Origin of the sequence: Flavobacterium sp. CAU 1735 (genome assembly GCF_039888695.1) — a bacterium.
Taxonomy (GTDB): Bacteria; Bacteroidota; Bacteroidia; order Flavobacteriales; family Flavobacteriaceae; genus Flavobacterium.
Map to the genome: position 1 here is coordinate 62133 of NZ_JBDQQQ010000004.1, position 21738 is coordinate 83870.

Annotated in this window: 17 protein-coding genes; 11 read left to right on the plus strand and 6 right to left on the minus strand. The window is 39.0% G+C overall.

Translation table 11 applies throughout. From position 1 onward, the window contains the following. Nucleotides 1-221: 221 nt before the first annotated feature. Nucleotides 222-470 (minus strand): SymE family type I addiction module toxin, encoded by a 249-nt coding sequence (locus AAFN64_RS10775; RefSeq protein ID WP_347760435.1) that lies wholly within the window; start codon nucleotides 468-470, stop codon nucleotides 222-224. A gap of 146 nt (nucleotides 471-616) precedes the next feature. Between AAFN64_RS10775 and AAFN64_RS10780 the strand changes: the two genes are divergently transcribed. Next, nucleotides 617-1033 (plus strand): helix-turn-helix transcriptional regulator, encoded by a 417-nt coding sequence (locus AAFN64_RS10780; protein ID WP_347760436.1) that lies wholly within the window; start codon nucleotides 617-619, stop codon nucleotides 1031-1033. A 213-nt stretch (nucleotides 1034-1246) separates the two neighbouring features. Here the strand turns inward: AAFN64_RS10780 and AAFN64_RS10785 are convergent, their stop codons facing one another. Together AAFN64_RS10785 and AAFN64_RS10790 are read right to left on the minus strand one after the other, a co-directional pair. Then, on the minus strand, nucleotides 1247-1699 hold the full coding sequence (locus AAFN64_RS10785; protein ID WP_347760437.1) for a hypothetical protein: 453 nt from the start codon (nucleotides 1697-1699) through the stop codon (nucleotides 1247-1249). Between the two features lie 293 nt (nucleotides 1700-1992). Then, the gene (locus tag AAFN64_RS10790) at nucleotides 1993-2409 is read right to left on the minus strand and encodes an OsmC family protein (RefSeq protein WP_300486380.1); all 417 of its coding nucleotides are present in this window, start codon (nucleotides 2407-2409) and stop codon (nucleotides 1993-1995) included. A gap of 385 nt (nucleotides 2410-2794) precedes the next feature. On the opposite strand from AAFN64_RS10790, the gene AAFN64_RS10795 reads away from it, so the two are divergent. The 4 genes from AAFN64_RS10795 to AAFN64_RS10810 all read left to right on the plus strand — a co-directional run bounded on the left by AAFN64_RS10795 (nucleotide 2795) and on the right by AAFN64_RS10810 (nucleotide 5713). Next, nucleotides 2795-3616 carry a hypothetical protein gene (locus AAFN64_RS10795; RefSeq protein ID WP_347760438.1) on the plus strand — a complete coding sequence of 274 codons (822 nt, stop codon included), beginning with the start codon at nucleotides 2795-2797 and terminating at the stop codon, nucleotides 3614-3616. 141 nt (nucleotides 3617-3757) lie between these two features. Next, nucleotides 3758-4318 carry a TetR/AcrR family transcriptional regulator gene (locus AAFN64_RS10800; RefSeq protein WP_347760439.1) on the plus strand — a complete coding sequence of 187 codons (561 nt, stop codon included), beginning with the start codon at nucleotides 3758-3760 and terminating at the stop codon, nucleotides 4316-4318. Between the two features lie 74 nt (nucleotides 4319-4392). Beyond that, nucleotides 4393-5487 (plus strand): MBL fold metallo-hydrolase, encoded by a 1095-nt coding sequence (locus tag AAFN64_RS10805; protein WP_347760440.1) that lies wholly within the window; start codon nucleotides 4393-4395, stop codon nucleotides 5485-5487. Between the two features lie 4 nt (nucleotides 5488-5491). After that, nucleotides 5492-5713, plus strand: coding sequence for a hypothetical protein (locus AAFN64_RS10810; RefSeq protein ID WP_347760441.1), 222 nt, complete (start codon nucleotides 5492-5494; stop codon nucleotides 5711-5713). A gap of 15 nt (nucleotides 5714-5728) precedes the next feature. Here AAFN64_RS10810 and AAFN64_RS10815 read toward each other — a convergent pair whose 3' ends face one another. From AAFN64_RS10815 to AAFN64_RS10825, 3 genes are all read right to left on the minus strand, one after another. Continuing rightward, entirely contained in the window at nucleotides 5729-7828 is a 2100-nt protein-coding gene (locus tag AAFN64_RS10815) for an immunity 49 family protein (RefSeq protein WP_347760442.1), read from the minus strand. A 12-nt stretch (nucleotides 7829-7840) separates the two neighbouring features. Further along, nucleotides 7841-8401: a hypothetical protein gene (locus AAFN64_RS10820; protein WP_347760443.1), complete on the minus strand. Its 561-nt coding sequence runs from the start codon at nucleotides 8399-8401 to the stop codon at nucleotides 7841-7843. 141 nt (nucleotides 8402-8542) lie between these two features. Beyond that, nucleotides 8543-8998, minus strand: coding sequence for a hypothetical protein (locus tag AAFN64_RS10825; protein WP_300485271.1), 456 nt, complete (start codon nucleotides 8996-8998; stop codon nucleotides 8543-8545). A gap of 348 nt (nucleotides 8999-9346) precedes the next feature. Between AAFN64_RS10825 and AAFN64_RS10830 the strand changes: the two genes are divergently transcribed. The 6 genes from AAFN64_RS10830 (at nucleotide 9347) to AAFN64_RS10855 (ending at nucleotide 21410) form a co-directional block, all read left to right on the plus strand. After that, entirely contained in the window at nucleotides 9347-10342 is a 996-nt protein-coding gene (locus AAFN64_RS10830) for a DUF3667 domain-containing protein (protein WP_300485270.1), read from the plus strand. A gap of 76 nt (nucleotides 10343-10418) precedes the next feature. Continuing rightward, on the plus strand, nucleotides 10419-11660 hold the full coding sequence (gene pepT, locus AAFN64_RS10835; RefSeq protein ID WP_347760444.1) for a peptidase T: 1242 nt from the start codon (nucleotides 10419-10421) through the stop codon (nucleotides 11658-11660). 6 nt (nucleotides 11661-11666) lie between these two features. Next, nucleotides 11667-12242: a DUF1801 domain-containing protein gene (locus tag AAFN64_RS10840; protein WP_347760445.1), complete on the plus strand. Its 576-nt coding sequence runs from the start codon at nucleotides 11667-11669 to the stop codon at nucleotides 12240-12242. Nucleotides 12243-12431: 189 nt separating this feature from the next. Then, on the plus strand, nucleotides 12432-13022 hold the full coding sequence (locus AAFN64_RS10845) for a tail fiber protein (RefSeq protein WP_347760446.1): 591 nt from the start codon (nucleotides 12432-12434) through the stop codon (nucleotides 13020-13022). Between the two features lie 68 nt (nucleotides 13023-13090). Beyond that, complete coding sequence (locus tag AAFN64_RS10850) at nucleotides 13091-14233, plus strand: ABC transporter substrate-binding protein (RefSeq protein ID WP_347760447.1); 1143 nt, start codon at nucleotides 13091-13093, stop codon at nucleotides 14231-14233. Between the two features lie 25 nt (nucleotides 14234-14258). Next, nucleotides 14259-21410, plus strand: a complete 7152-nt coding sequence (locus AAFN64_RS10855) for a T9SS type A sorting domain-containing protein (protein ID WP_347760448.1) — start codon at nucleotides 14259-14261, stop codon at nucleotides 21408-21410. The last annotated feature ends 328 nt before the right edge of the window (nucleotides 21411-21738 follow it).

The window sequence follows — 21738 nt, forward strand, 5'->3', positions numbered from 1 at the left end:
AGCGTTGATGTAGCGTTGATGTAGCGTTGATGTAGCGTTGATGTAGCGTTGATGTAGCGTTGATGTAGCGTTGATGTAGCGTTGATGTAGCGTTGATGTAGCGTTGATGTAGCGTTGATGTAGCGTTGATGTAGTGCGTTACACCTGACAGGTTTTCGAAACCTGTCAGGTGTACTGCGGGTAAACTGCGGGTGTGCGTACAAAGCTATTTTTAAGTCGTACTAACGATAAAGTGAGGTATTTTTGCAGGTATCAACCGTTATGATAATCTTTTTATACGAATAGCTTATCTTTACTTTCATCCTGGTTTTAAACCCGGTATCCTGAAGCCATTTTCCGGCCAATCGGATTTCGGGATAGTAAACATACCGTCCGTATGTGCGCTGAAATGCTTTTCCATATACTGTAATCCGCCGTATCTGCGACAGGCGCTCTTTATCATGGCTTTTAGTAGGTCTTGAATTTTTCATAATCTGACTGCTTAAAGTATAAAGCACGCCTTTTTAGTCAATCTGATTTATTCTTTAAACAAGTATGTTATCCTTTTCAACCACTACTTTAGAAATATAATTTTATTTATATTTATACCCTGTTATTCATTTTTAAAACCGTTAGTATGTCACACTTCGATACGCCAGACAAAAAAATACATCAAGGAAGAAATATCAAACGCTTTCGCGAAATGTTGGGAATCAAACAAGAAGGTTTGGCTTATGAACTGGGCGACGACTGGAATCAGAAAAAAGTATCATTACTCGAACAAAAAGAAACCGTCGAAACCGATATACTCGCACAGGTTGCCGCAATACTAAAAATACCGGTAGAAGCGATCGAAAACTTTAATGAAGAACAGGCTATGAATATTATTGCCAATACGTTTAATGATAATGCATTTAACTTTGGCACTATACATTTTCATCCAGTTGAAAAATTAGTAGAACTACACGAAGAGAAGATTGCTTTATTCGAGCGTATGCTACAGGAAAAAGACGAAATGATGGCACGCCTGGAAAAGTTAATTGAAAAGAAATAACTTATGAGTCACACCTGACAGGTTTTAAAAACGGGTCAGGTGTATAACTTTAAAAACAAAAAAACTACGGCCACAACCGTAGTTTTTTAATTCTTTAATCGGATTGATTATAACAATGCCGACGCTAAAAACGATTTCGGCTTTTACGTGATAACACGGATTGTAAATCCGCGCTATCGGGTTACACCTGTCAGGTGTAATGTTACTAATCATCTAATCTTCGATTTCAAAACTATACTCCTCAAGATACCAATCAAAAACATAATAGGTCATCATGGAATTATGAGAAAACTCGATTAAACAAGGTTCATATGATCTAACAGCATCTATTCCATTTTTAGGATCAATACATTTACCATTCTCATAATAAAAATTACAGAAATAACGTGCGTTCGGTACATTTGGTTCAATCACTTTATGCGCTATAAATTCCTGTAACTGCGCTGCTGTTACTGGATTAAATTCACAATTTGTATATATATCGAAATACATAAACGCTTCATTTATATACAGTATAAATTCTTCGTTGGTAATTACCTCAATTAATTTTCTAATGGTTTCTATTTCGTACTTCTTGCTTAAATAGTGTTGCACAATTTCTGTTACTTCTGGTATCAAGCCATAGTGTAATTGCTCTAAATCGATCGCTATTTTTCCAATAATCATTGTTTCTGTTTTTAATGCATTATACCAACTGCCATGTAGTTTGAACTTCTTCTCTTCTAAAAAAGTCCGGACTTACAATCCATGCAATAAATATATTGCACAATTTGTAAATATATTCACTTTTAATAACCCGATAGCCCGATAGCGCGGATTTGCAATCCGTGCTATAAGTATTGAAGAAGCGGTAAAAGATTACACCTGACCCGTTTTGGAAACGGGTCAGGTGTACTAACTTTTAAAAACAAAAAAACTACGGCCGCAACCGTAGTTTTTTTATGCATTCATCGGATGGATTATACCAAAGCCGCTGCTAAAACGATTTCGGCTTTTAGCAATTGTGAAATCGGACAGTTTTCTTTGGCATCCAAAGCGGCTTTTTGAAACGCTTCTTCCGATATTCCCGGTACGCTGGCCTTTACGTCCAATTGCACCTGGGTGATTTTACCATCTTCGAAAACCACTTTCGCATTCGTATCGATATTATCGGCTGTAAATCCGGCTTCGTTTAACACAAAACTTAACTTCATCGAAAAACAACCGGCATGCGCCGCACCAATCAGCTCCTCCGGATTGGTACCTACTCCGTCTTCAAAACGCGTTTTAAACGACAAATTAGCATTGTTTAATGTTGTACTTTGCGTGGATACGGATCCTTTACCTTCCATACCACTACCTTTCCAGTTGGCACTGGCTCTTCTGATTAGTTTCATAGTTATCGTTTTTTTAGCTCCTATAAAGTTAACCATTTCATATAAACAAAAAGTTAAATCTCCGTATCATGTCTTTTATCCTTTCTGATGAATCTATAAAATCGGCTGGTTTCAAAATAGTATTCCAACTTTTGTTTGCCTTCTCTATACAACCACATCAATTGCATCTTATATTATAGTAACCTTATTTAATAGTCATCCTTTTGTTATTTATACGCCTTATTATGTATTTCATCGGTAAAATATGGCACTTTATCGATATGTTTGTTTTTTTAATTGCATAAAATTTTAAAATCAAGAAAAAAGTATAATTTTATAACAAAGCCCCCCAACATTTTACCGAAACAGTACATTTTGCAATTATTATTGTTAAAAATCAAATGCTATGTATACAAAAAGAAACAAAACAACTAGTAAAAAGTTCGTATTTTGGCCTAAAAACATTGGTTATGTATTAATCTTCTGGGCCGTGATTCAAACGCTTTTATATTTCTATCTTGATTTAAAATGGGTAGCACTGCCATTGATTCCGGTTGCAGTAATTGGTTTGTTGTCGCTCCTTGTTTTTAGTCTGAAAAACATGCAGGTACAAAAACATCGTTCGGAAACCGATATGCTTTGGAACACAATTGTTCGTACGAGTACTACGTGGGCTACTTTTTTGCAAAACAGTTTTGCAGTAAAAACAGAAATCTATCAGGAGTTAAAAAACAGGCATCAGGCATGGCTTATTGTACTTCACAATCAGTTAAACTCACAAAAAGAAAATGAAACTACTTGTATAAGAGCCGAATTAGCACCATTGATTTCGCAAAATGAGATTGATTATATCTTCAAACAAAAAAATAGTGCCAAACAACTTATGGCATTACAATCGCATCGGATAAAAGAATTATTTGATCAAGAAATTATTGACAACAATCAGCATTTAACGTTACTCGGACATCTGGCCGATTACTATGAGTTACAATTGCGTTGTGAAAAAACGAATCCGCATTCCGATAATTCCATTCTGGCAACGATTAGCTTGTTTCTGATTCAATTGTTTATTCTGTTGTTGCCATTTGGATTGATCAATGAATTTCAAAAGATAAAAAGCGATTATGTATTATTAACGATTCCGTTGTGTATACTCCTTTCGGTCTTCTTTATTTTTACCGAACAACAGGCACAAAAAAACCAGAAAGTCAGTCCGGTCTCATTTTAGTCCTTTATAAAGCAAACAAAAGCACCTTCAGGAGGTGCTTTTTTAATGGTCCGTTGCTACCAAAAAGTTAATTTTTTGTCAAATACCAAATCCTTATTTAAAAAAGTGTACTTTTACCGACTGATTAGTCGATCTAAAATTATGGACAAACAAAAAGAAATCCTTGCCACTGCTTTAAAACTATTCGTAGACTACGGTTTCCACGGAACAGCGACTAGTAAGATCGCCAAAGAAGCCGGTGTAGCCAACGGTACTTTATTCCATTATTACAAGACCAAAGAAGATTTGATCATTGCGCTTTATATCGATATCAAGTTACGGGTAGCCCAACATATTGAAAGTTACCGTGACGAGCAAACCGAATATAAAGAACACTTTAAAAAACAATTTATCGGCCTGATGTTATGGTCGTTGGAAAACGATTATGAGTTCCGCTTTATTCAGCAATTTTACTTTTCGCCTTATGCTTCGCTGATGGATTATGAAGAAATTCAGAAGTTATCCAAAAAAGGATGCGAAGAACTGGAGGAAGCCATGACTCAAAATCATATCAAAAAACAACCGATCGATTATCTGATTGCAATCGTTAACAATTATGTTTTCGGAATACAACAATATTTACGACAATCGAAACTGACTACAGATGAAAAAAAAGAAGTTATTTATAACTCCTACGAAACCCTTTGGATTATGATCAGCTAATCCTTTTTTTTAAACCCTATAGAGTGATTAGTCAATCTAAACCTTTTTAAAAACCAATGCTTTTACGAAAAATTATGATAACCCTTATTGTAGTACTCCTATCTCTTACCCTTGGCGTTTATTTATTTTTACAGCAACCTAAATTTGGAAAACTTCCATCGGGTGCGCGCCTGGAACGCATTAAAAAATCACCGAACTTCCGCGACGGTCAGTTTCAGAATAGTAGTGAAACACCCGATCTAACCGAAGGTGCCAGTTATTTTTCGGTTTTAAAGGAATTTATATTTAAAGAAAACACCCGGGTAAAACCAACCACCGAATTACCGGCTGTAAAAACCGACCTGCACAAAATCACTCCAAATGAAGACGTCTTTATCTGGTTTGGACACTCGTCCTATTTCCTACAAACCAACGGTATCAAATTTCTGATCGATCCGGTTTTTAGCGGTGCCGCTTCTCCTATCCGAATGACGACCAAAAGTTTTGGTGGTAGCGATCGTTATACTACGGCAGATATTCCGGAAATCGATTATTTGATCATCACACATGATCACTGGGATCACCTTGATTATGAAACGGTAAAAAATCTGAAAAGCAAGGTTAAAACCGTTATCTGTGGATTAGGCGTAGGCGAACACCTGGAATATTGGGGCTATGATAAATCCCGTATTATCGAAAAAGACTGGCACGAAACTATTGAGTTGATCAATAATACAAAATTACATACCACACCAGCGCGTCATTTTTCCGGCAGAGGATTGTCCAGAAACAAATCGTTATGGTTGTCGTTTGTATTGGAAACACCCGACAAAAGAATTTTTATCGGTGGCGATGGCGGTTATGATAATCATTTTAAAGCTATAGGACAAAAATTTGGTCCGTTTGATCTGGCGATAATCGAATGCGGACAGTATGATAAAAACTGGAAATACATTCATTTAATGCCCGAAGAAGTGTTACAAGTCGCAGAGGATTTGAATACCGAAAAACTTATTCCGGTTCACTGGAGTAAATTTTCGCTGGCCAATCACAATTGGGACGAACCGATTTCCCGTCTGGAAGCCTTAAACGACAATCCTACCTTACGTCTTTGTACGCCTATGATTGGAGAAAAGATGAATCTCGATGCCAATACAACCTTCACCCAATGGTGGAAAAATGTAAATTAATCCGATGCCAACCATGTTATATATCTTTAAAACCACCGTCAAAAAGAAAAAAGACGTCAAAGCCATAAGTCGTATTTTCGAAGCGAGCAACAACATTCTCCATTTTAATTTTGATCTGGAAGACTGCGATAAGATCCTTCGCGTAAAAAGTGAAAGCTTAAAAGCCACTGAAATTCTATCGCTTATTTCCCATTTGGGACATGATTGCGAAGAATTGGATCTGTAAATAAATTTTCTTTTTTTATTTCAAATTAATACTTCCATCTACCATCGATTGCGGTACATAATCGGACGTTATTTCCAGTTTCCAATCTTTGTCATAGGCCATAGCTGCTAAAGCGGTACAATCCCAGGATAAAAAACCGTCGTCCTCTCTGCATAGCGGTGTTCCGCCTCTGTTTAAGGCTTTTTTCTGACTCCATACTTCTTTGTGTGCCTGAAGTGCCAATGCAAAATTGGAATGAAATTCAGCTTCATTGTGTTCTGTCAAGCTTTTAAAAGCGTTTAAAAAGCGACTTATTCGGTACAATCCAAACTTTTGTTTTACATCCGGTCCAAGTTCCGATTTGTATTTTTCCAAATCAGCTTGTGCTTCGTCATACAAAGCGGTATTGAAATTTCCAGTGAGAAGGTATTCCTTTATTATTTTTAGAAAGCAGGTTATAAACGTATTCTTGCCCCAATCTTCTCCTCTGTATATCCAGTTTTTTATCGGACTATTGGCTATTATTTTTTGCTTTTCTGTATCACGGGCAATGACTGCCCAATACAATGCCGGCAGGGTACTAACGTATTCGCCGCTGGGTTCAACCAAAATTTCAAAAGCGCCGCTCTCCTCTATTGTTGCTTCTTTGGTTTCATCTTCAAAATGAATCAAACGAAAATATTCACTCATACTGTTTACTCCATAACGAAACCATTTTTGCTGTGTTTCCAATGCTGTTTTCTGCAAAACGGACATTTGTAGTAATTGCTTCGCATCCCGGAAAAGATAATAGAAGAAACGAAACTTGCTCTTCGATTTTTCAATTGAATAATCAAATTCTCCTTGTATCCACTGGAAATTACTTTCAATAATCTCCGGATGATCTACTTTGTGTAAGTAAATGTGTTTGTCATCTTTTACCTTTTTTACAGGAGTTTTGGGCTTTGCCGGTTTGTGTTTTTTATAAGCCGTCAGTGCGTTTTCAATGGATATTACATTGTTGCTATCCAACGGTTTTAGTGGTGGTATTTGTAGGAAATGAAAATTCTTTCTGTCGAAAAACAGCAGATTTCCATTGGTGGTATGACCGATCAATTGGAATGCAGCCAACGGTTTTGTAGTTCCTTCCAATATAATTTTATCCAAACAGCTACCATCGAATCCAAATATGTAAATGGTATTTTCTCCTTTAAAATAAAGGATCTGATCCTGATGATTTACCGCAAAATGAAATTCTTCCAATTTACCAAGCTTGAGATTTTTCGGCTCAAAGTCTTGCAATTGCCCGACCACAGTTCCATCGGTGTTTACCAACAAAAAACAAGCACTGGCACTCAAACGTCGGAATTTATCAAAAACGGGAACCAATAACAACGATTCCGTAAGCGGATAAATATTCCCGATCCACGGATCGAAAAATGGCATTTTAGTATTGATTTCGATCGCAGCAATTAAATTATCGTCAAAAGTATCATCGCGATAAATCGTTTTTCCGTTTTTCAATTCGATACCCGGGAAATCTGTTTTATAGTGTGCGCTAGGTCTTTGGTTTAATGCTACCAACAGTTTTAAACGAGGACGTTGTGTGGCATCGTCAAAAGGAGCCTCCGAAATCACGATAAAATCACCGCGTCTTTTCCCTTCGATAGATCCCCAACCCATTTCACTATCGACTAAAGCAATCAATTTATTCGATTGCGGTAATAAAGTTGCGTTACAATACAGATTTTTAGCCGCCGCTTCTTGTTTTTGAGGAAAAAGAGCATGCGCATCACTCTTTAAATTTACAACGGTTGTGGTGTACGAAGCCGGATCAATGTTTCCGTCTTCATCAATAATAAAACAACGATTGGCATCGCCGGAAATGATGATCTGCCCTGAAGCACTTTCGCTCAGCGCAAATTCTCTGGATTCGTTAAATTCTCTGAATCCGTTTAAAACAGCAGTTACCGGAATTTCCTTTTCAAAGACAAAATCTTTTGAATATTTAAACAGGTACAATTCGGAAAAATGAGACATTAATAACAGATGGCTCCCATCTCTACGCGCTAAAAAGGCAATACAATTTACTAGTGTAAGTGGTTTTCCTGCAAATTTTTCGTCAGTAAAAAAAGGCACTATTATTTTATGTTCCATTATTGTTCTATTTTAAAAATCTTTTAAATACGCTTTTAAACTCCATTCATCCGTTGGTTCTACATAGCGTTCCACTTTTATGAGTCTCCCCAAATTATTCAAACGCAAACTTTTATCTTCATCACCATCTACATGTCGCCATTGTTTCGCATCGGAACTAAGTATAAAATCAGAAACAATTTTTAATTCCCCATTGATTGAAGCGACTAAAAAACACTCTTTTATTTTTTTTATTTCGTCATCAGGATCTGAAAAAGAAACATAACAAGCCCAAACGGTACCATATTTTTCATTATCATATTCACTTATTTTAAATAAATAACGGGGAGCCGGGTAAGGACAATTTATGGACTCCTCATAAAAACAATCGGAAAGCGGACCAATCATTTTACCTATAATATTAAATTCCACTTTTCTTTTCAGATCAGTATCATACGGATCTTCGCAGTAAATATTCAATTCATTCACTACAAATTCGTTATATTTTTCAATATTATCTTTGTCCCTCTTTAAATCCTGTGCTATTTGTTCTTTTTCAAAAACAATGTCTAAAAATGTTTTTATTTTTTCCATTCGAGTGTTTTAGTTTTACTATTTTATTGGTTAATTTTTCTTATATTATATAAAGACTAATTCCTACCAATTGCTTTTACTGCTATTGCATAAAAAACGGCAAGCCTAAAACCTTGCCACTATAATACGTTAAATTTAGTATTACATCTTATTGGTTACTTCTTGATACCAATTTTCAAGTGCACTTACATTTGACCAATCCGGATCGTTTCCATAATTTTCATAAAGAACATCACAATCAAATCCGCCTGTCTTTGGAGAATAAACCATTTTAAGTAAGGTCGGTAGTTCTCTTCCATCATCGCTAAAAACATCGGAAAGGTCCATTAAAGCATGACCTCCAATACTTAATAAAGCATCAATCCTATCATCTGAATCATCTGCTTTTTGGTGTAGTACATTGTTCACGAGTTCTTTTTTAACTACAATATTGTTGATTTGGTAAAAGACATTATAGAAAAATATTTCATACTCCATCGAAGCATAAATATATACATGATCAACCTCTTCACTATTGCGACCAACATACTCAAAAGCAACTTCAACCATTTCAGTAGTTAGCCTTTGAAACTCTTTATCAAATTGTGTTTTTTCCATTTATTTATTTTTTTATTTCTTCTCCCTCGTTAACGGGCGAACATGAAATGTGGTTTACTATTATTAATACATTGGCTAATATACTTTAATTTTCTTATGCTTAATTCTTAAGAAATTTATTACACAAAAAAGATATTTATTTTGATTTTTTATTAGTGTACACTCTTTTAAAGTTTCAATTTTCCCGTTTGGGCGGCAAACTTAAAAATCGGTTAATGCATGGCGTTGTTATTTTCATTATGGATAAAGATTGTTTCAAAATGGTTTAATTTTAATTGCTACTTTATAAAAAATTTACCTTTAAATATCAATTTTTAACTATTTTTATCGCATCAATATCCCCTAATAATGAGCCACGATAAAATACGCGACCACATTGATTGTTTAAACTGTGGAAAAATTGTAACCGACAAATACTGTCCGAACTGCGGTCAGGATAACACCGAATCCCGAAAGTCATTTCACTATCTGTTCACACATTTTGTAGAAGATTTTACGCATTATGACAATGCTTTCTGGAAAACCATGAAATATTTGTTGTTCCGCCCTTCACGCCTTACCCGCGAATATTTGGCTGGAAAGCGTAAACACTATGTAGCTCCGGTTAAGCTGTATATTTTTATCAGTTTTATAACCTTTTTCCTTCCGGGGGTACTTCCGGAAATTGATCACGATAACGAAACGCAACGTGAGGTGCGTAAGGCGGAAGCTCATAAATATGATTACAACTACGAGGAGGCTGATTCGATTATGAAAGCAACCACAGGTAGAAAAATACCTACAATCGGAAATTATAGTTCGGTAAAAGAATACGATTCGATACAAAAGACACTTCCTCTGGCAAAAAAGGATTCCGGATTAATGGAAAAATTTCAAAGAAGGATGGCCGAGATAAACGAAAAATATACCACAAAAGAAGTCATTGGAAAATTCAAGGACTCTTTTATTCATAATCTTCCAAAAGTACTTTTCCTCTATCTGCCATTATTTGCTTTTTCGTTATGGCTTTTTCACGATAAAAAGAAATGGTACTATTTTGAACACGGTATTTTTACGCTCCATTACTTTTCGTTCCTGCTTCTCAACACCATGCTGATTCTAACACTGAGCTGGTTCCTGAAACTATTGGGCGATAATGGCTTTCTCACATTTTTAGAGTTTATACTAACCTGTATTTATCTGGGTTGGGGCTTTACCTACTTTTTTAAAGCACACCGGTTTTTTTACGGAGAAAAACGCTATATCTCTAATTTAAAGAGTTTGATACTGTTTTTTGTCAATTCTTTCCTAATCTCGGTTGTATTGGTATTGTTTATCATTTATACAATCGTATACCTCCATTAATTTGAATTTATTCTAAAAAGTACGACGTTTCATTTTAATGAAATAGTCGTACTTTTGTGTATCTAAATATTTTAAAATGCAACATATTATTGATCGTTTTATCAGTTATGTAACTGTTGACACCGAATCTGATCCGAATTCCGATACCACTCCAAGTACTGCCAAACAATGGGATTTGGCCAATCAATTAGTTGAAGAGTTAAAAGCCATTGGTATGGAAGAGGTAACCATTGACGCCAATGCGTATATCATGGCTACCCTTCCGAGTAATGTGGAACACGAAGTACCGACTATTGGTTTTATTTCGCATTTTGATACCACTCCCGATTTTACCGGAGCGAATATCAAACCACAGATCGTAGAAAACTACGACGGAAAAGACATCATCTTAAACAAAGAACAAAACATTGTATTATCGCCAGGTTATTTTAAAGATTTGTTGCAATACAAAGGACAAACGCTTATCACTACCGATGGTACAACGCTTTTAGGAGCTGACGATAAAGCCGGAATTACTGAGATTGTAACGGCTATGGAATACCTGATCAATAATCCGGAAATCAAACACGGAAAGATTCGTGTTGGTTTTACACCGGATGAAGAAATTGGTCGTGGCGCGCATAAATTTGACGTTGAAAAATTTGGTGCCGATTGGGCGTATACGATGGACGGAAGTCAGATTGGCGAACTGGAATATGAGAACTTTAATGCCGCCGGGGCCAAACTTACTTTTAGCGGAAAAAGCGTTCACCCGGGTTATGCCAAAGGGAAAATGATCAACTCTATGTTACTGGCTAACAAATTCATTTCCAAGTTACCAAAACACGAAACGCCACAAGAAACCAAAGGCTACGAAGGCTTCTTCCACGTAACCGGAATTAACGGTAGTATTGAAGAAACCAAAGTAGAATTAATTATCCGTGATCACGATCGTAAAAAATTCGAAAAACGCAAAAAGGCAGTCGAAAAAATAGCGGACAAGATCAATAAAAAATTCGCAAAACAATTCGGCGGACCGATTGTTAGCTGTGAAATTAAAGACAGTTACTACAACATGCGTGAAAAAGTGGAACCGGTAATCCACATTGTAGAAGTAGCTGAAAAAGCGATGAAAGAATTGGGTATCAAACCGATTATCAAACCGATTCGCGGTGGAACCGATGGTTGTCAGTTATCTTATATGGGACTACCGTGTCCGAATATCTTTGCCGGCGGTCATAATTTCCACGGAAAATACGAATATGTACCGGTAGAAAGTATGCAAAAAGCGGTAGACGTTATCGTAAAAATAGCCGAATTAACGGCCGAAAAAAAATAAATCCGAATGGATGAAAAACACAAATGGGACAAGGTAAACCAATGGGAAGAAGAACTGGATTATTTAAAAACAATCCTGCTTCAAACCGAGTTGGTTGAAACCACCAAATGGGGTGGCCCGACCTATACCTATAACGGCAAAAACGTATTGGGAATTGGCGGGTTTAAATCCTATGTTGGCATTTGGTTTTTCAATGGAATCTTCCTAAAAGATCCGCATAAAGTTTTGGTTAACGCCCAGGAAGGCGTTACCAAGGCTTTACGCCAATGGCGCTTCCAATCGAAAGCCGATATGGACGAAAAACTGATTTTACAGTATGTTCTGGAAGCCATTGCGAATGAAAAAGCCGGTGTTCATTTTAAGCCGGAAAAAAGAGAAGCGTTACAATCGGAATACCTGCAACAACAATTAACACAGGATGCGAATCTACAAAATGCTTTTTCTCAATTTACCCCTTATAAACAAAAAGAATTTATCGAATATATAGCTACTGCCAAGCAGGAAAAAACCAAATTAAGTCGGTTTGAGAAGATTAAACCCCTAATCTTAGCTGGCATTGGTCTAAATGATAAATATCGTTAAGATTTCTTAAATTAACCTAAAACCTTTAAGATAAAGACAATATCCATTTTGTTTGTTTAACAAAATATCAAAATATTATTAATTTTATTGCAATAATACAATTGTCTTACAAAAACACGTAATTTTACCTAATATCGATCCTGTGCGTTTGCCTAGTTTTGTATAAACTTAACCACAAAATTTATATTTATGGAACAAATTATTGGACAAATCCAGGCTTTCGGATTTGGTTTTGCACCTGCACAGTGGGCATTTTGCGACGGACAAATCATGTCAATTGCACAAAACACAGCTCTATTTTCATTACTTGGAACAACTTTTGGAGGAAACGGACAAACTACATTTGCCTTACCAGACTTAAGAGGACGTTCTATCGTTCACCCAGGATCAGGACCTGGATTAACACCAGTTCAGTGGGGAGAATCAGGAGGAGCACAAAACATTACCTTGTCACTTTCTAACATTCCGGCACACGTTCACCCGATTGTTCCAGGAACTGGGGCAGGACAAGTAAACATTGCAACCGTTATCCATACAAACACGGGTAATCCAACCAACGAATCAGACAACGGAAACAACAGTTTCGGTACAGGAGGAGCTGCTGCAAACGCTTATAGTGAGCCACCATTTGCAGGTGCAGACAAAGTAGGAAACATCACTACTTCTATTAGCGGAACTACAGGTATTGCAGGAAGCAACTTACCATTTTCGATCCGTAACCCTTATTTAGGAATTTACACAAGTATCGCATTATACGGTATCTTCCCTTCTCGTAATTAACGAAAGTAAATAGTTAATCGTAAAGGAGAGGAAGAATCTATTTTCGTCCTCTCCTATTATTTTTTTAAATGAGTACAGTAACTAAAATAGGAATCCTAATCCCGCAATCCAAACAGTATAAAACGTTGGATCGGGATTTTATTCGTGGTATCAAACTGAACAATCTAAACGCTCAATACTATGTAGAGAGCATTGGAATTGGTGCCAATGAACAATTGATCATTGATAAAATACAAAAGCTTTATTTTCAGGAAGGAATCAATATTATGATTGGTTTTTTCGGACATCATAACATGAGTCGCGTCTATGAATATGCTTCGGATAACGACATATTATTAATCGCTTCCGACATTGGTGCTACCGTACCTTACGGGATAAAAAAACAAAAAGGTATTTATATCAATTCCTACGGGCTAACCGAATCGTGTTTTTTATTAGGAAATCATTTTTCAGAAAAGAATTATGATAAAATTGCGACAGCAACCTCCTATTACGATTCCGGCTACGGAATGTTATCGGCAATCGAAACATCCCTCAACAAAAATAATATGATGTTCTCCGGACATTATATTACCCCTTTTTATCCTCGGGAAAACGAAGCCGAATGCATGCAATTAACTCTAGACCACTACAAGCCTGAAGTGGTATTTGCGTTTTACAGCGGTTTGTATGCCGAAGAAAACGCCTCTTTTATTCGCACCAACAAAGTAACCCAACACTATACCTTTTACACCACGCCTTTTGCTATTAACGAAAGTATTATCAGCGAATACCAAGCTCAGGCCTTTCCACTATATGTGGTGGCTTCCTGGTTTGAAAATTTTGCCCATACTTCTGATTGTTCTTTTAACATGCAATTCAAAGAACAATATGAGGATGCAGCTACTGTATTTGCGCTATTAGGTTATGAAAACGGCGCTTTGTTAGCAAGTTTATTAGAAACGGCAGAGAGTACTGACACCCGCACGTTGTTGCGTCATATCAGTACTATAAAAATCGAAGGACCACGAGGATCGATACAATTTGATCCCGAAACCAACCGTACAAAATTTGATCATCACATTTATAAACTGGAACGCAATTCAGATGATCAAGTGGCATTTGAACGAGTGAACACACTTGTAAACGAAGGACACTTTATTACTGAAGTAACGGAACAGGATATGCCCCCTAAAATCGGTGGATGGCAAAATGCCTATTTATGTCATTAAAAATTTAACCTCAATTATTATTCACATGAAGCAGAGATTACTCGCAACCCTCGTATTCCTCTGTACATTCTTTGTACAGCAGAGTACCAAAGCGCAAACCCTCGGTCCGGGAGACATCGCCTTTATCGGCTATGATTTCGGAACCGTCGATGGGTTTTCATTTATCGCCCTCAAACCCCTTCCGGCCGGTGAAACCATTTACTTTTCGGAACAGGGATGGACAGCAGCAGGCTGGGCCGTCAACACGGAAACCCACTTACGATGGGTTATCCCTAGTACGGTACCCTGTGGAACGATTATTTCTATAATCGAAACTTCTGCTGATACTTTTACCGTAACCGGTACATCAGGAGTTACTATTGCTTTAAGTTCTAACTTTAACCTATCGGGAGGTGACCAGATTCTGGCTTACCAAAGTACCAGTGGTGTAGCACCAGCGAACCCTATCTTTATTGCAGGTGTTCATGGTGATTACAACAATACCAACTATGATCCGGTTACAACCTGGAATGCTACTGCCGATGCCGGTACAGCTGAAAGTATTGTTCCTACAGGACTTACAAACGGTGTAAACTGTATTTCGCTTTTCCCGGCACCGGGACCTGAAAGTGCCAATAGCAAATATACAGGAACCTTAACCGGAACAGCAGCAGCATTACGAGCTGCCATTAACAACCCGGCTAACTGGGGACACAACGGTACTGCCTCACTTGGTATTACACCAGCGGGCTATCCGGCACCAAACGTAAACTGTACCGTTGTTGTAAACGCAACAGTAACCACAACTGCAGCAACCAATGTAGGTGCAGTACGAGCTACTTTAGGAGGTAACGTAACTGCCGATGGTGGTGCAACAGTTACTGAAAGAGGAATTGTATGGGCTTTAGCAGCCAATCCAACCACTTCAGACAACAAAACCATTATTGGAAGTGGAACCGGAACCTTTAGTTCGGTTATTTCGTCGTTACCAGCTGCGACGACTATCCATTTTAGAGCATATGCTATTAACTCGTCTGGAACGGCTTATGGAAGTGACTTAACGTTCACAACCAATGCAGCTTTATCCGCTACTATTTCCTCTACAAATGTTTCTTGTAACGGAGGTTCAAACGGTAGTGCTACTGTAGTTGCTTCTGGAGGTGTTACGCCTTATACCTATTCATGGTCGCCGGCTGGAGGAACTGCAGCATCAGCTACAGGTTTAACAGCACTTCCTTATACTTGTACCATTACGGATAACGAAGGTACTTCGATTACCAGAAATGTAACGGTTACCCAACCAACTACTTTTACAGCAACTTCATCTAAAACGAACGTAAGCTGTAATGGTGGTTCAAATGGTGTAGCAACAGTAGTACCAACAGGAGGTACAGCGCCTTATACGTATTCATGGGCTCCATCTGGAGGTACAGCAGCTACCGCTTCTGGTTTAGCTGTAGGAAATTATACGTGTACAATTACCGACAATAACGGATGTACAATCTCAAGAGGATTTACAATTACACAACCAACTGCAATGTCGGTTACTACTTCCAGAACCGATTTATCGTGTAACGGAGGATCAAACGGTATTGCAACTGTTAACGTTACCGGAGGAGTACCTCCATACACGTATTCATGGGCTCCATCAGGAGGAACTGCAGCAACCGCTTCTGGTTTAGCAGCAGGTACCTATACCTGTACTATTACCGATTCAAACAGTTGTACAGCTACGCGAACTTTTACAGTTTCACAGCCAACAGCTATCACAATTACACCATCACAAACTAATGTTGCTTGTAATGGAGGTGCTAATGGTACTGCTACAGCAACTGTAACCGGTGGTGTTCCGGGATATACATATTCATGGGCTCCATCTGGAGGTACAGCTGCAACAGCTACTGGTTTAACAGCTGGTACCTATACTGTAACTATTACCGATGCTAATGCGTGTACCAAAACACAATCTTATACCATTACAGAACCGGCTACTTTCACAGCTACCACTTCTTTTACTACTGTTTCTTGTAACGGTGGTTCAAACGGAACAGCGAGTGTTACCGCTTCTGGAGGTACAGGACCTTATACATATTCATGGGCTCCATTTGGTGGTACAGCAGCTACAGCTACTGGCTTACCTGTAGGTGTTTATACTGTTACCATTACGGATTCTAATGCATGTAGTATTACAAGATCGGTTACGATTACACAACCGTCTGCATTAACTTCTACTGCATCGATGACTACTGTTGCTTGTAACGGTGGATCAAATGGTGTAGCTTCAATTAACGTTTCAGGGGGTACTGCTCCTTATACGTATTCATGGGCTCCATCTGGAGGTACAGCGGCAACCGCTTCTGGTTTAGCTGTAGGGGTTTATACGGTAACGGTTACCGATGCAAATGCTTGTACATTAACAAGATCATTTACAATCACACAACCAACGGCTATGACAGCTACTACTTCGTTTACTACTGTTGCTTGTAACGGTGGTTCAAACGGATCAGCGAGTGTTAACGTTACTGGTGGTACACCAGGATATACCTATTCATGGGCTCCATCAGGAGGTACAGCTGCAACAGCTACCGGTTTAGTAGCAGGTACTTATACGGTTACTGTTACCGATGCTAATGCATGTACTTTAACAAGAACATTTACCATTACGCAACCGTCTGCTTTAACGGCTACCACTTCTTTTACTACCGTTTCTTGTAACGGAGGTTCAAACGGTACTGCTAGTGTTACAGCTTCTGGAGGTACAGGACCTTACACGTATTCATGGGCTCCATCTGGAGGTACAGCAGCTACTGCTACTGGTTTAGCTGTAGGTGTTTATACTTGTACCATTACGGATGCCAATGCATGTAGTATTACAAGATCGGTTACGATTACACAACCGTCTGCATTAACTTCTACTGCATCGATGACTACTGTTTCTTGTAACGGTGGATCAAATGGTATAGCTACAGTTAACGTTTCTGGTGGTACAGCTCCATATACATACTCATGGGCTCCATCTGGAGGTACAGCGGCAACCGCTTCTGGTTTAGCTGTAGGTGTTTATACGGTTACGGTTACCGATGCTAATGCTTGTACTTTAACAAGATCATTTACAATTACACAACCGTCTGCTATGACAGCTGCTACTTCGTTTACAACTGTTACCTGTAACGGTGGTACAAACGGTACAGCTACAGTTAACGTTTCCGGTGGTACACCAGGATATACGTATTCTTGGGCTCCGTCAGGAGGTACAGCTGCAACTGCTACTGGTTTAGCGGCAGGTACTTATACTTGTACGATTACCGATGCTAATGCATGTACTTTAACAAGAACATTTACGATTACACAACCGGCTGCTTTAACAGCTACAACTTCATCTACAAATGTTTCTTGTAACGGTGGTACTAATGGTACAGCAACTGTAACACCTTCTGGTGGTACAGGACCTTATACCTATTCATGGGCTCCAACAGGTGGTACAGCAGCTACAGCTACTGGTTTAGCAGTAGGTGTTTATACGGTTACCATTACGGATGCCAATACTTGTCAGATCACAAGATCAGTTACTATTACACAGCCAACTGCTTTAACTTCTACTGCATCGATGACTACTGTTTCTTGTAACGGTGGATCAAATGGTGTAGCTACGGTTAACGTTTCTGGTGGTACAGCTCCATATACGTACTCATGGGCTCCTTCAGGAGGTACAGCAGCAACCGCTTCTGGTTTAGCAGTAGGCACTTATACGGTTACTGTTACCGATGCTAATGCGTGTACTTTAACAAGATCATTTACCATTACACAACCGACAGCTTTAACTTCTACTGCATCGATGACTACTGTTTCTTGTAACGGTGGATCAAATGGTGTAGCTTCAGTTAATGTTTCTGGTGGTACAGCTCCATATACCTATTCATGGGCTCCATCTGGTGGTACAGCTGCAACCGCTTCTGGTTTAGTGGCAGGTACTTATACAGTTACTGTTACTGATGCGAATGCGTGTACTTTAACAAGATCATTTACAATCACACAGCCAACGGCTATGACAGCTACTTCATCGTTTACTACTGTTTCTTGTAATGGTGGATCAAACGGTACAGCTACAGTTAACGTTACCGGTGGTACTCCAGGATATACCTATTCATGGGCTCCATCTGGAGGTACAGCTGCAACAGCTACTGGTTTAGCGGCAGGTACTTATACTTGTACAATTACCGATGCTAATGCATGTACTTTAACAAGAACATTTACGATTACACAACCAGCTCCATTTACAGCTACAACTTCATCTACAAATGTTTCTTGTAATGGAGGTACTAATGGTACAGCAACTGTAACGCCTTCTGGTGGTACAGGACCTTACACGTATTCATGGGCTCCTTCTGGTGGTACAGCAGCAACCGCTACTGGTTTAGCAGTAGGTGTTTATACTGTTACCATTACGGATGCTAACGCATGTAGTATTACAAGATCGGTTACTATTACACAGCCGACAGCTTTAACTTCAACTGCATCGATGACTACTGTTTCTTGTAACGGTGGATCAAATGGTGTTGCTACGGTTAACGTTTCGGGTGGTACAGCTCCTTATACCTATTCATGGGCTCCATCTGGAGGTACAGCGGCTACCGCTTCTGGTTTAGCTGTAGGTACTTATACGGTTACTGTTACCGATGCTAATGCGTGTACTTTAACAAGATCATTTACAATCACACAGCCAACAGCTATGACAGCTACTTCATCGTTTACTACTGTTTCTTGTAATGGTGGTACTAACGGTACGGCTACTGTTAACGTTACAGGTGGTACTCCAGGATATACGTATTCATGGGCTCCGTCTGGAGGTACAGCAGCTACAGCTACTGGTTTAGCAGCAGGTACTTATACGGTAACTGTTACAGATGCTAATGCATGTACAATAACAAGATCATTTACAATCACACAACCGTCTGCTTTAACAGCTACAACTTCATCTACAAATGTTGCTTGTAACAGTGGATCAAACGGTACGGCTTCAGTGACTGCTTCAGGAGGAACAGGACCTTACACTTACTCATGGGCTCCTTCAGGAGGTACAGCTGCAACAGCTACAGGTTTAGCAGCAGGTACTTATACGGTTACTATTACTGATGCTAATACTTGTCAGATTACAAGATCAGTTACCATTACACAACCAACTGCTTTAGTGGCTACAGCTTCGGCTCAAACTAACGTTGCTTGTAATGGTGGTGCTAACGGTTCGGCAACTGTTGCCGTAACTGGTGGAACAGGTGCCTACACTTATGTTTGGGCTCCAACTGGTGGAACAGCTGCTACTGCTACAGGATTAACAGCAGGAACTTATACAGTTACTGTTACCGATGCAAATGCATGTTCAGCTACACAGTCGTTTACAATTACACAACCAACTGCTCTTGTAGCTACAGCCTCGGCTCAAACTAACATTACTTGTAATGGTGGTGCTAACGGTTCGGCTACTGTAGCTGTAACTGGTGGAACTGGTGCTTATACTTACGTTTGGGCTCCAACAGGTGGTACTGCTGCAACGGCTACAGGATTAACAGCAGGAACTTACACAGTTACTGTTACTGATGCGAATTCATGTACAACTACACAGTCATTCACTATTACACAGCCAACTGCTTTAGTGGCTACCGCTTCGGCTCAAACTAACGTTTCTTGTAACGGTGGTACTAACGCTTCGGCTACTGTTGCCGTAACTGGTGGAACGGGTGCTTACACGTATTCATGGGCTCCAACTGGTGGTACAGCTGCAACGGCTACAGGATTAACTGCAGGAACTTACACGGTTACTGTTACCGATGCTAATGCATGTACTACAACACAGTCATTCACTATTACACAGCCAGCTGCTTTAGTGGCTACTGCTTCAGCTCAAACTAACGTTTCTTGTAACGGTGGTACTAACGCTTCGGCTACTGTTGCCGTAACTGGTGGAACGGGTGCTTATACGTATTCATGGGCTCCAACAGGTGGAACTGCTGCAACTGCAACAGGATTAGCAGCAGGAACTTACACAGTTACTGTTACCGATGCAAATGCGTGTTCAACTACACAGTCATTTACAATTACACAACCAGTTGCTTTAGTGGCTACATCTGCGTCGCATACAAACGTTACTTGTAACGGTGGTAATGACGGTTCGGCTTCAGTTGGTGTAACAGGTGGTACAGGTGCTTATACTTATTCATGGGCTCCTTCAGGAGGTACTGCTGCAACGGCTACAGGTCTAGCTGCAGGTACTTATACTGTTACGGTTACCGATGCTAACGGATGTACAGCAACTCAGTCATTTACAATCAACCAACCAGCTGCTACTACTATAACAGCACCTGGCAACAGTACAATTACTGCTGGAGGAACAGCTACGTTTACAGTAACTGCTACAAATGCAGCTTCTATCCAGTGGCAAATGAGTACTAATGGTACAACTTGGAATAACATCAATAATGGTGGTACTAACCCAGTAGTTTCTGGTGCAACTACCAATACATTGACATTAACAAACGTTCCGGCATCTTACAATGGACACCAGTTCCGAGCAGTTGCTGCTAGTGGTACTTGTGCCCCTGTAAATTCTAACGCAGGAACATTAACAGTAAACAACCTGGTTATCCTTGCTGTTAATGATGACTTCTCTGCTACTCCAGTAGTAAATGCTACAGGTGGTGTTGCCGGAGATGTTACCGCGAATGACCTTTTAGGTGGTGTACCGGTTAACGACAATGACATTACGATTACTTTAGTTAACAACGGTGGTTTAACCGGAGTGACTATCGGTGCTAACGGAAATGTAAACGTACCGGCGCTTTCTGCTCAGGGAACATATACATTAACGTATTCAATCTGTGAGGTTGCCAACAGCACAAACTGTAGTACAGCTACTGCAATTGTAGTCGTTGCTCCTCCAATGGGTATCGCTGATTTCAACTCGGCTTCTGTGAGTATCTTCCCTAACCCGGCAGTTACAACAGTAACCATTAAAATGATGAATAACTACTCTAATGCAAGTGTGACTGTGTTCGATATGAACGGACGCCAGGTGATTCGCCAAAACTTACATAATGAGGAAAGCAGCATCAATGTTGATCAACTTGAAGCAGGAGTTTATATCTTTAACATCGTAACCGATCAAGGTAAAACGACGAAGAGAGTAATCAAAACGAATAAATAATCCTGATTCGATTTTATAAAAGAACATCCGCCATTAGGCGGATGTTTTTGTTTTTGGAGGTTGTATGCGCTATTTATAAACGCAAATAAACTTGCTTCTCAAACCTGACAGGTTTCTATTCATAACGCTTATAAACCTGTCAGGTTTTGCTATAAATAAAAATCTTTCCTCATATAACAAACCTTATAAAATGATCACTCAAATCTGATAAGGTTCCATTCGCAACACGAATAAAACTACTTCCTCAAACCTCACAGGTTTCTATTCATAACGCTTATAAACCTGTCAGGTTTTGCTATAAATAAAAATCTATCTCATATTGCAAACC

Coding starts and splice junctions, on each gene's coding strand:
- AAFN64_RS10775 (WP_347760435.1), bottom strand. CDS start 470: ATGAAAAATTCAAGACCTACTAAAAGCCATGATAAAGAGCGCCTGTCG.
- AAFN64_RS10780 (WP_347760436.1), top strand. CDS start 617: ATGTCACACTTCGATACGCCAGACAAAAAAATACATCAAGGAAGAAAT.
- AAFN64_RS10785 (WP_347760437.1), bottom strand. CDS start 1,699: ATGATTATTGGAAAAATAGCGATCGATTTAGAGCAATTACACTATGGC.
- AAFN64_RS10790 (WP_300486380.1), bottom strand. CDS start 2,409: ATGAAACTAATCAGAAGAGCCAGTGCCAACTGGAAAGGTAGTGGTATG.
- AAFN64_RS10795 (WP_347760438.1), top strand. CDS start 2,795: ATGTATACAAAAAGAAACAAAACAACTAGTAAAAAGTTCGTATTTTGG.
- AAFN64_RS10800 (WP_347760439.1), top strand. CDS start 3,758: ATGGACAAACAAAAAGAAATCCTTGCCACTGCTTTAAAACTATTCGTA.
- AAFN64_RS10805 (WP_347760440.1), top strand. CDS start 4,393: ATGATAACCCTTATTGTAGTACTCCTATCTCTTACCCTTGGCGTTTAT.
- AAFN64_RS10810 (WP_347760441.1), top strand. CDS start 5,492: ATGCCAACCATGTTATATATCTTTAAAACCACCGTCAAAAAGAAAAAA.
- AAFN64_RS10815 (WP_347760442.1), bottom strand. CDS start 7,828: ATGGAACATAAAATAATAGTGCCTTTTTTTACTGACGAAAAATTTGCA.
- AAFN64_RS10820 (WP_347760443.1), bottom strand. CDS start 8,401: ATGGAAAAAATAAAAACATTTTTAGACATTGTTTTTGAAAAAGAACAA.
- AAFN64_RS10825 (WP_300485271.1), bottom strand. CDS start 8,998: ATGGAAAAAACACAATTTGATAAAGAGTTTCAAAGGCTAACTACTGAA.
- AAFN64_RS10830 (WP_300485270.1), top strand. CDS start 9,347: ATGAGCCACGATAAAATACGCGACCACATTGATTGTTTAAACTGTGGA.
- pepT (WP_347760444.1), top strand. CDS start 10,419: ATGCAACATATTATTGATCGTTTTATCAGTTATGTAACTGTTGACACC.
- AAFN64_RS10840 (WP_347760445.1), top strand. CDS start 11,667: ATGGATGAAAAACACAAATGGGACAAGGTAAACCAATGGGAAGAAGAA.
- AAFN64_RS10845 (WP_347760446.1), top strand. CDS start 12,432: ATGGAACAAATTATTGGACAAATCCAGGCTTTCGGATTTGGTTTTGCA.
- AAFN64_RS10850 (WP_347760447.1), top strand. CDS start 13,091: ATGAGTACAGTAACTAAAATAGGAATCCTAATCCCGCAATCCAAACAG.
- AAFN64_RS10855 (WP_347760448.1), top strand. CDS start 14,259: ATGAAGCAGAGATTACTCGCAACCCTCGTATTCCTCTGTACATTCTTT.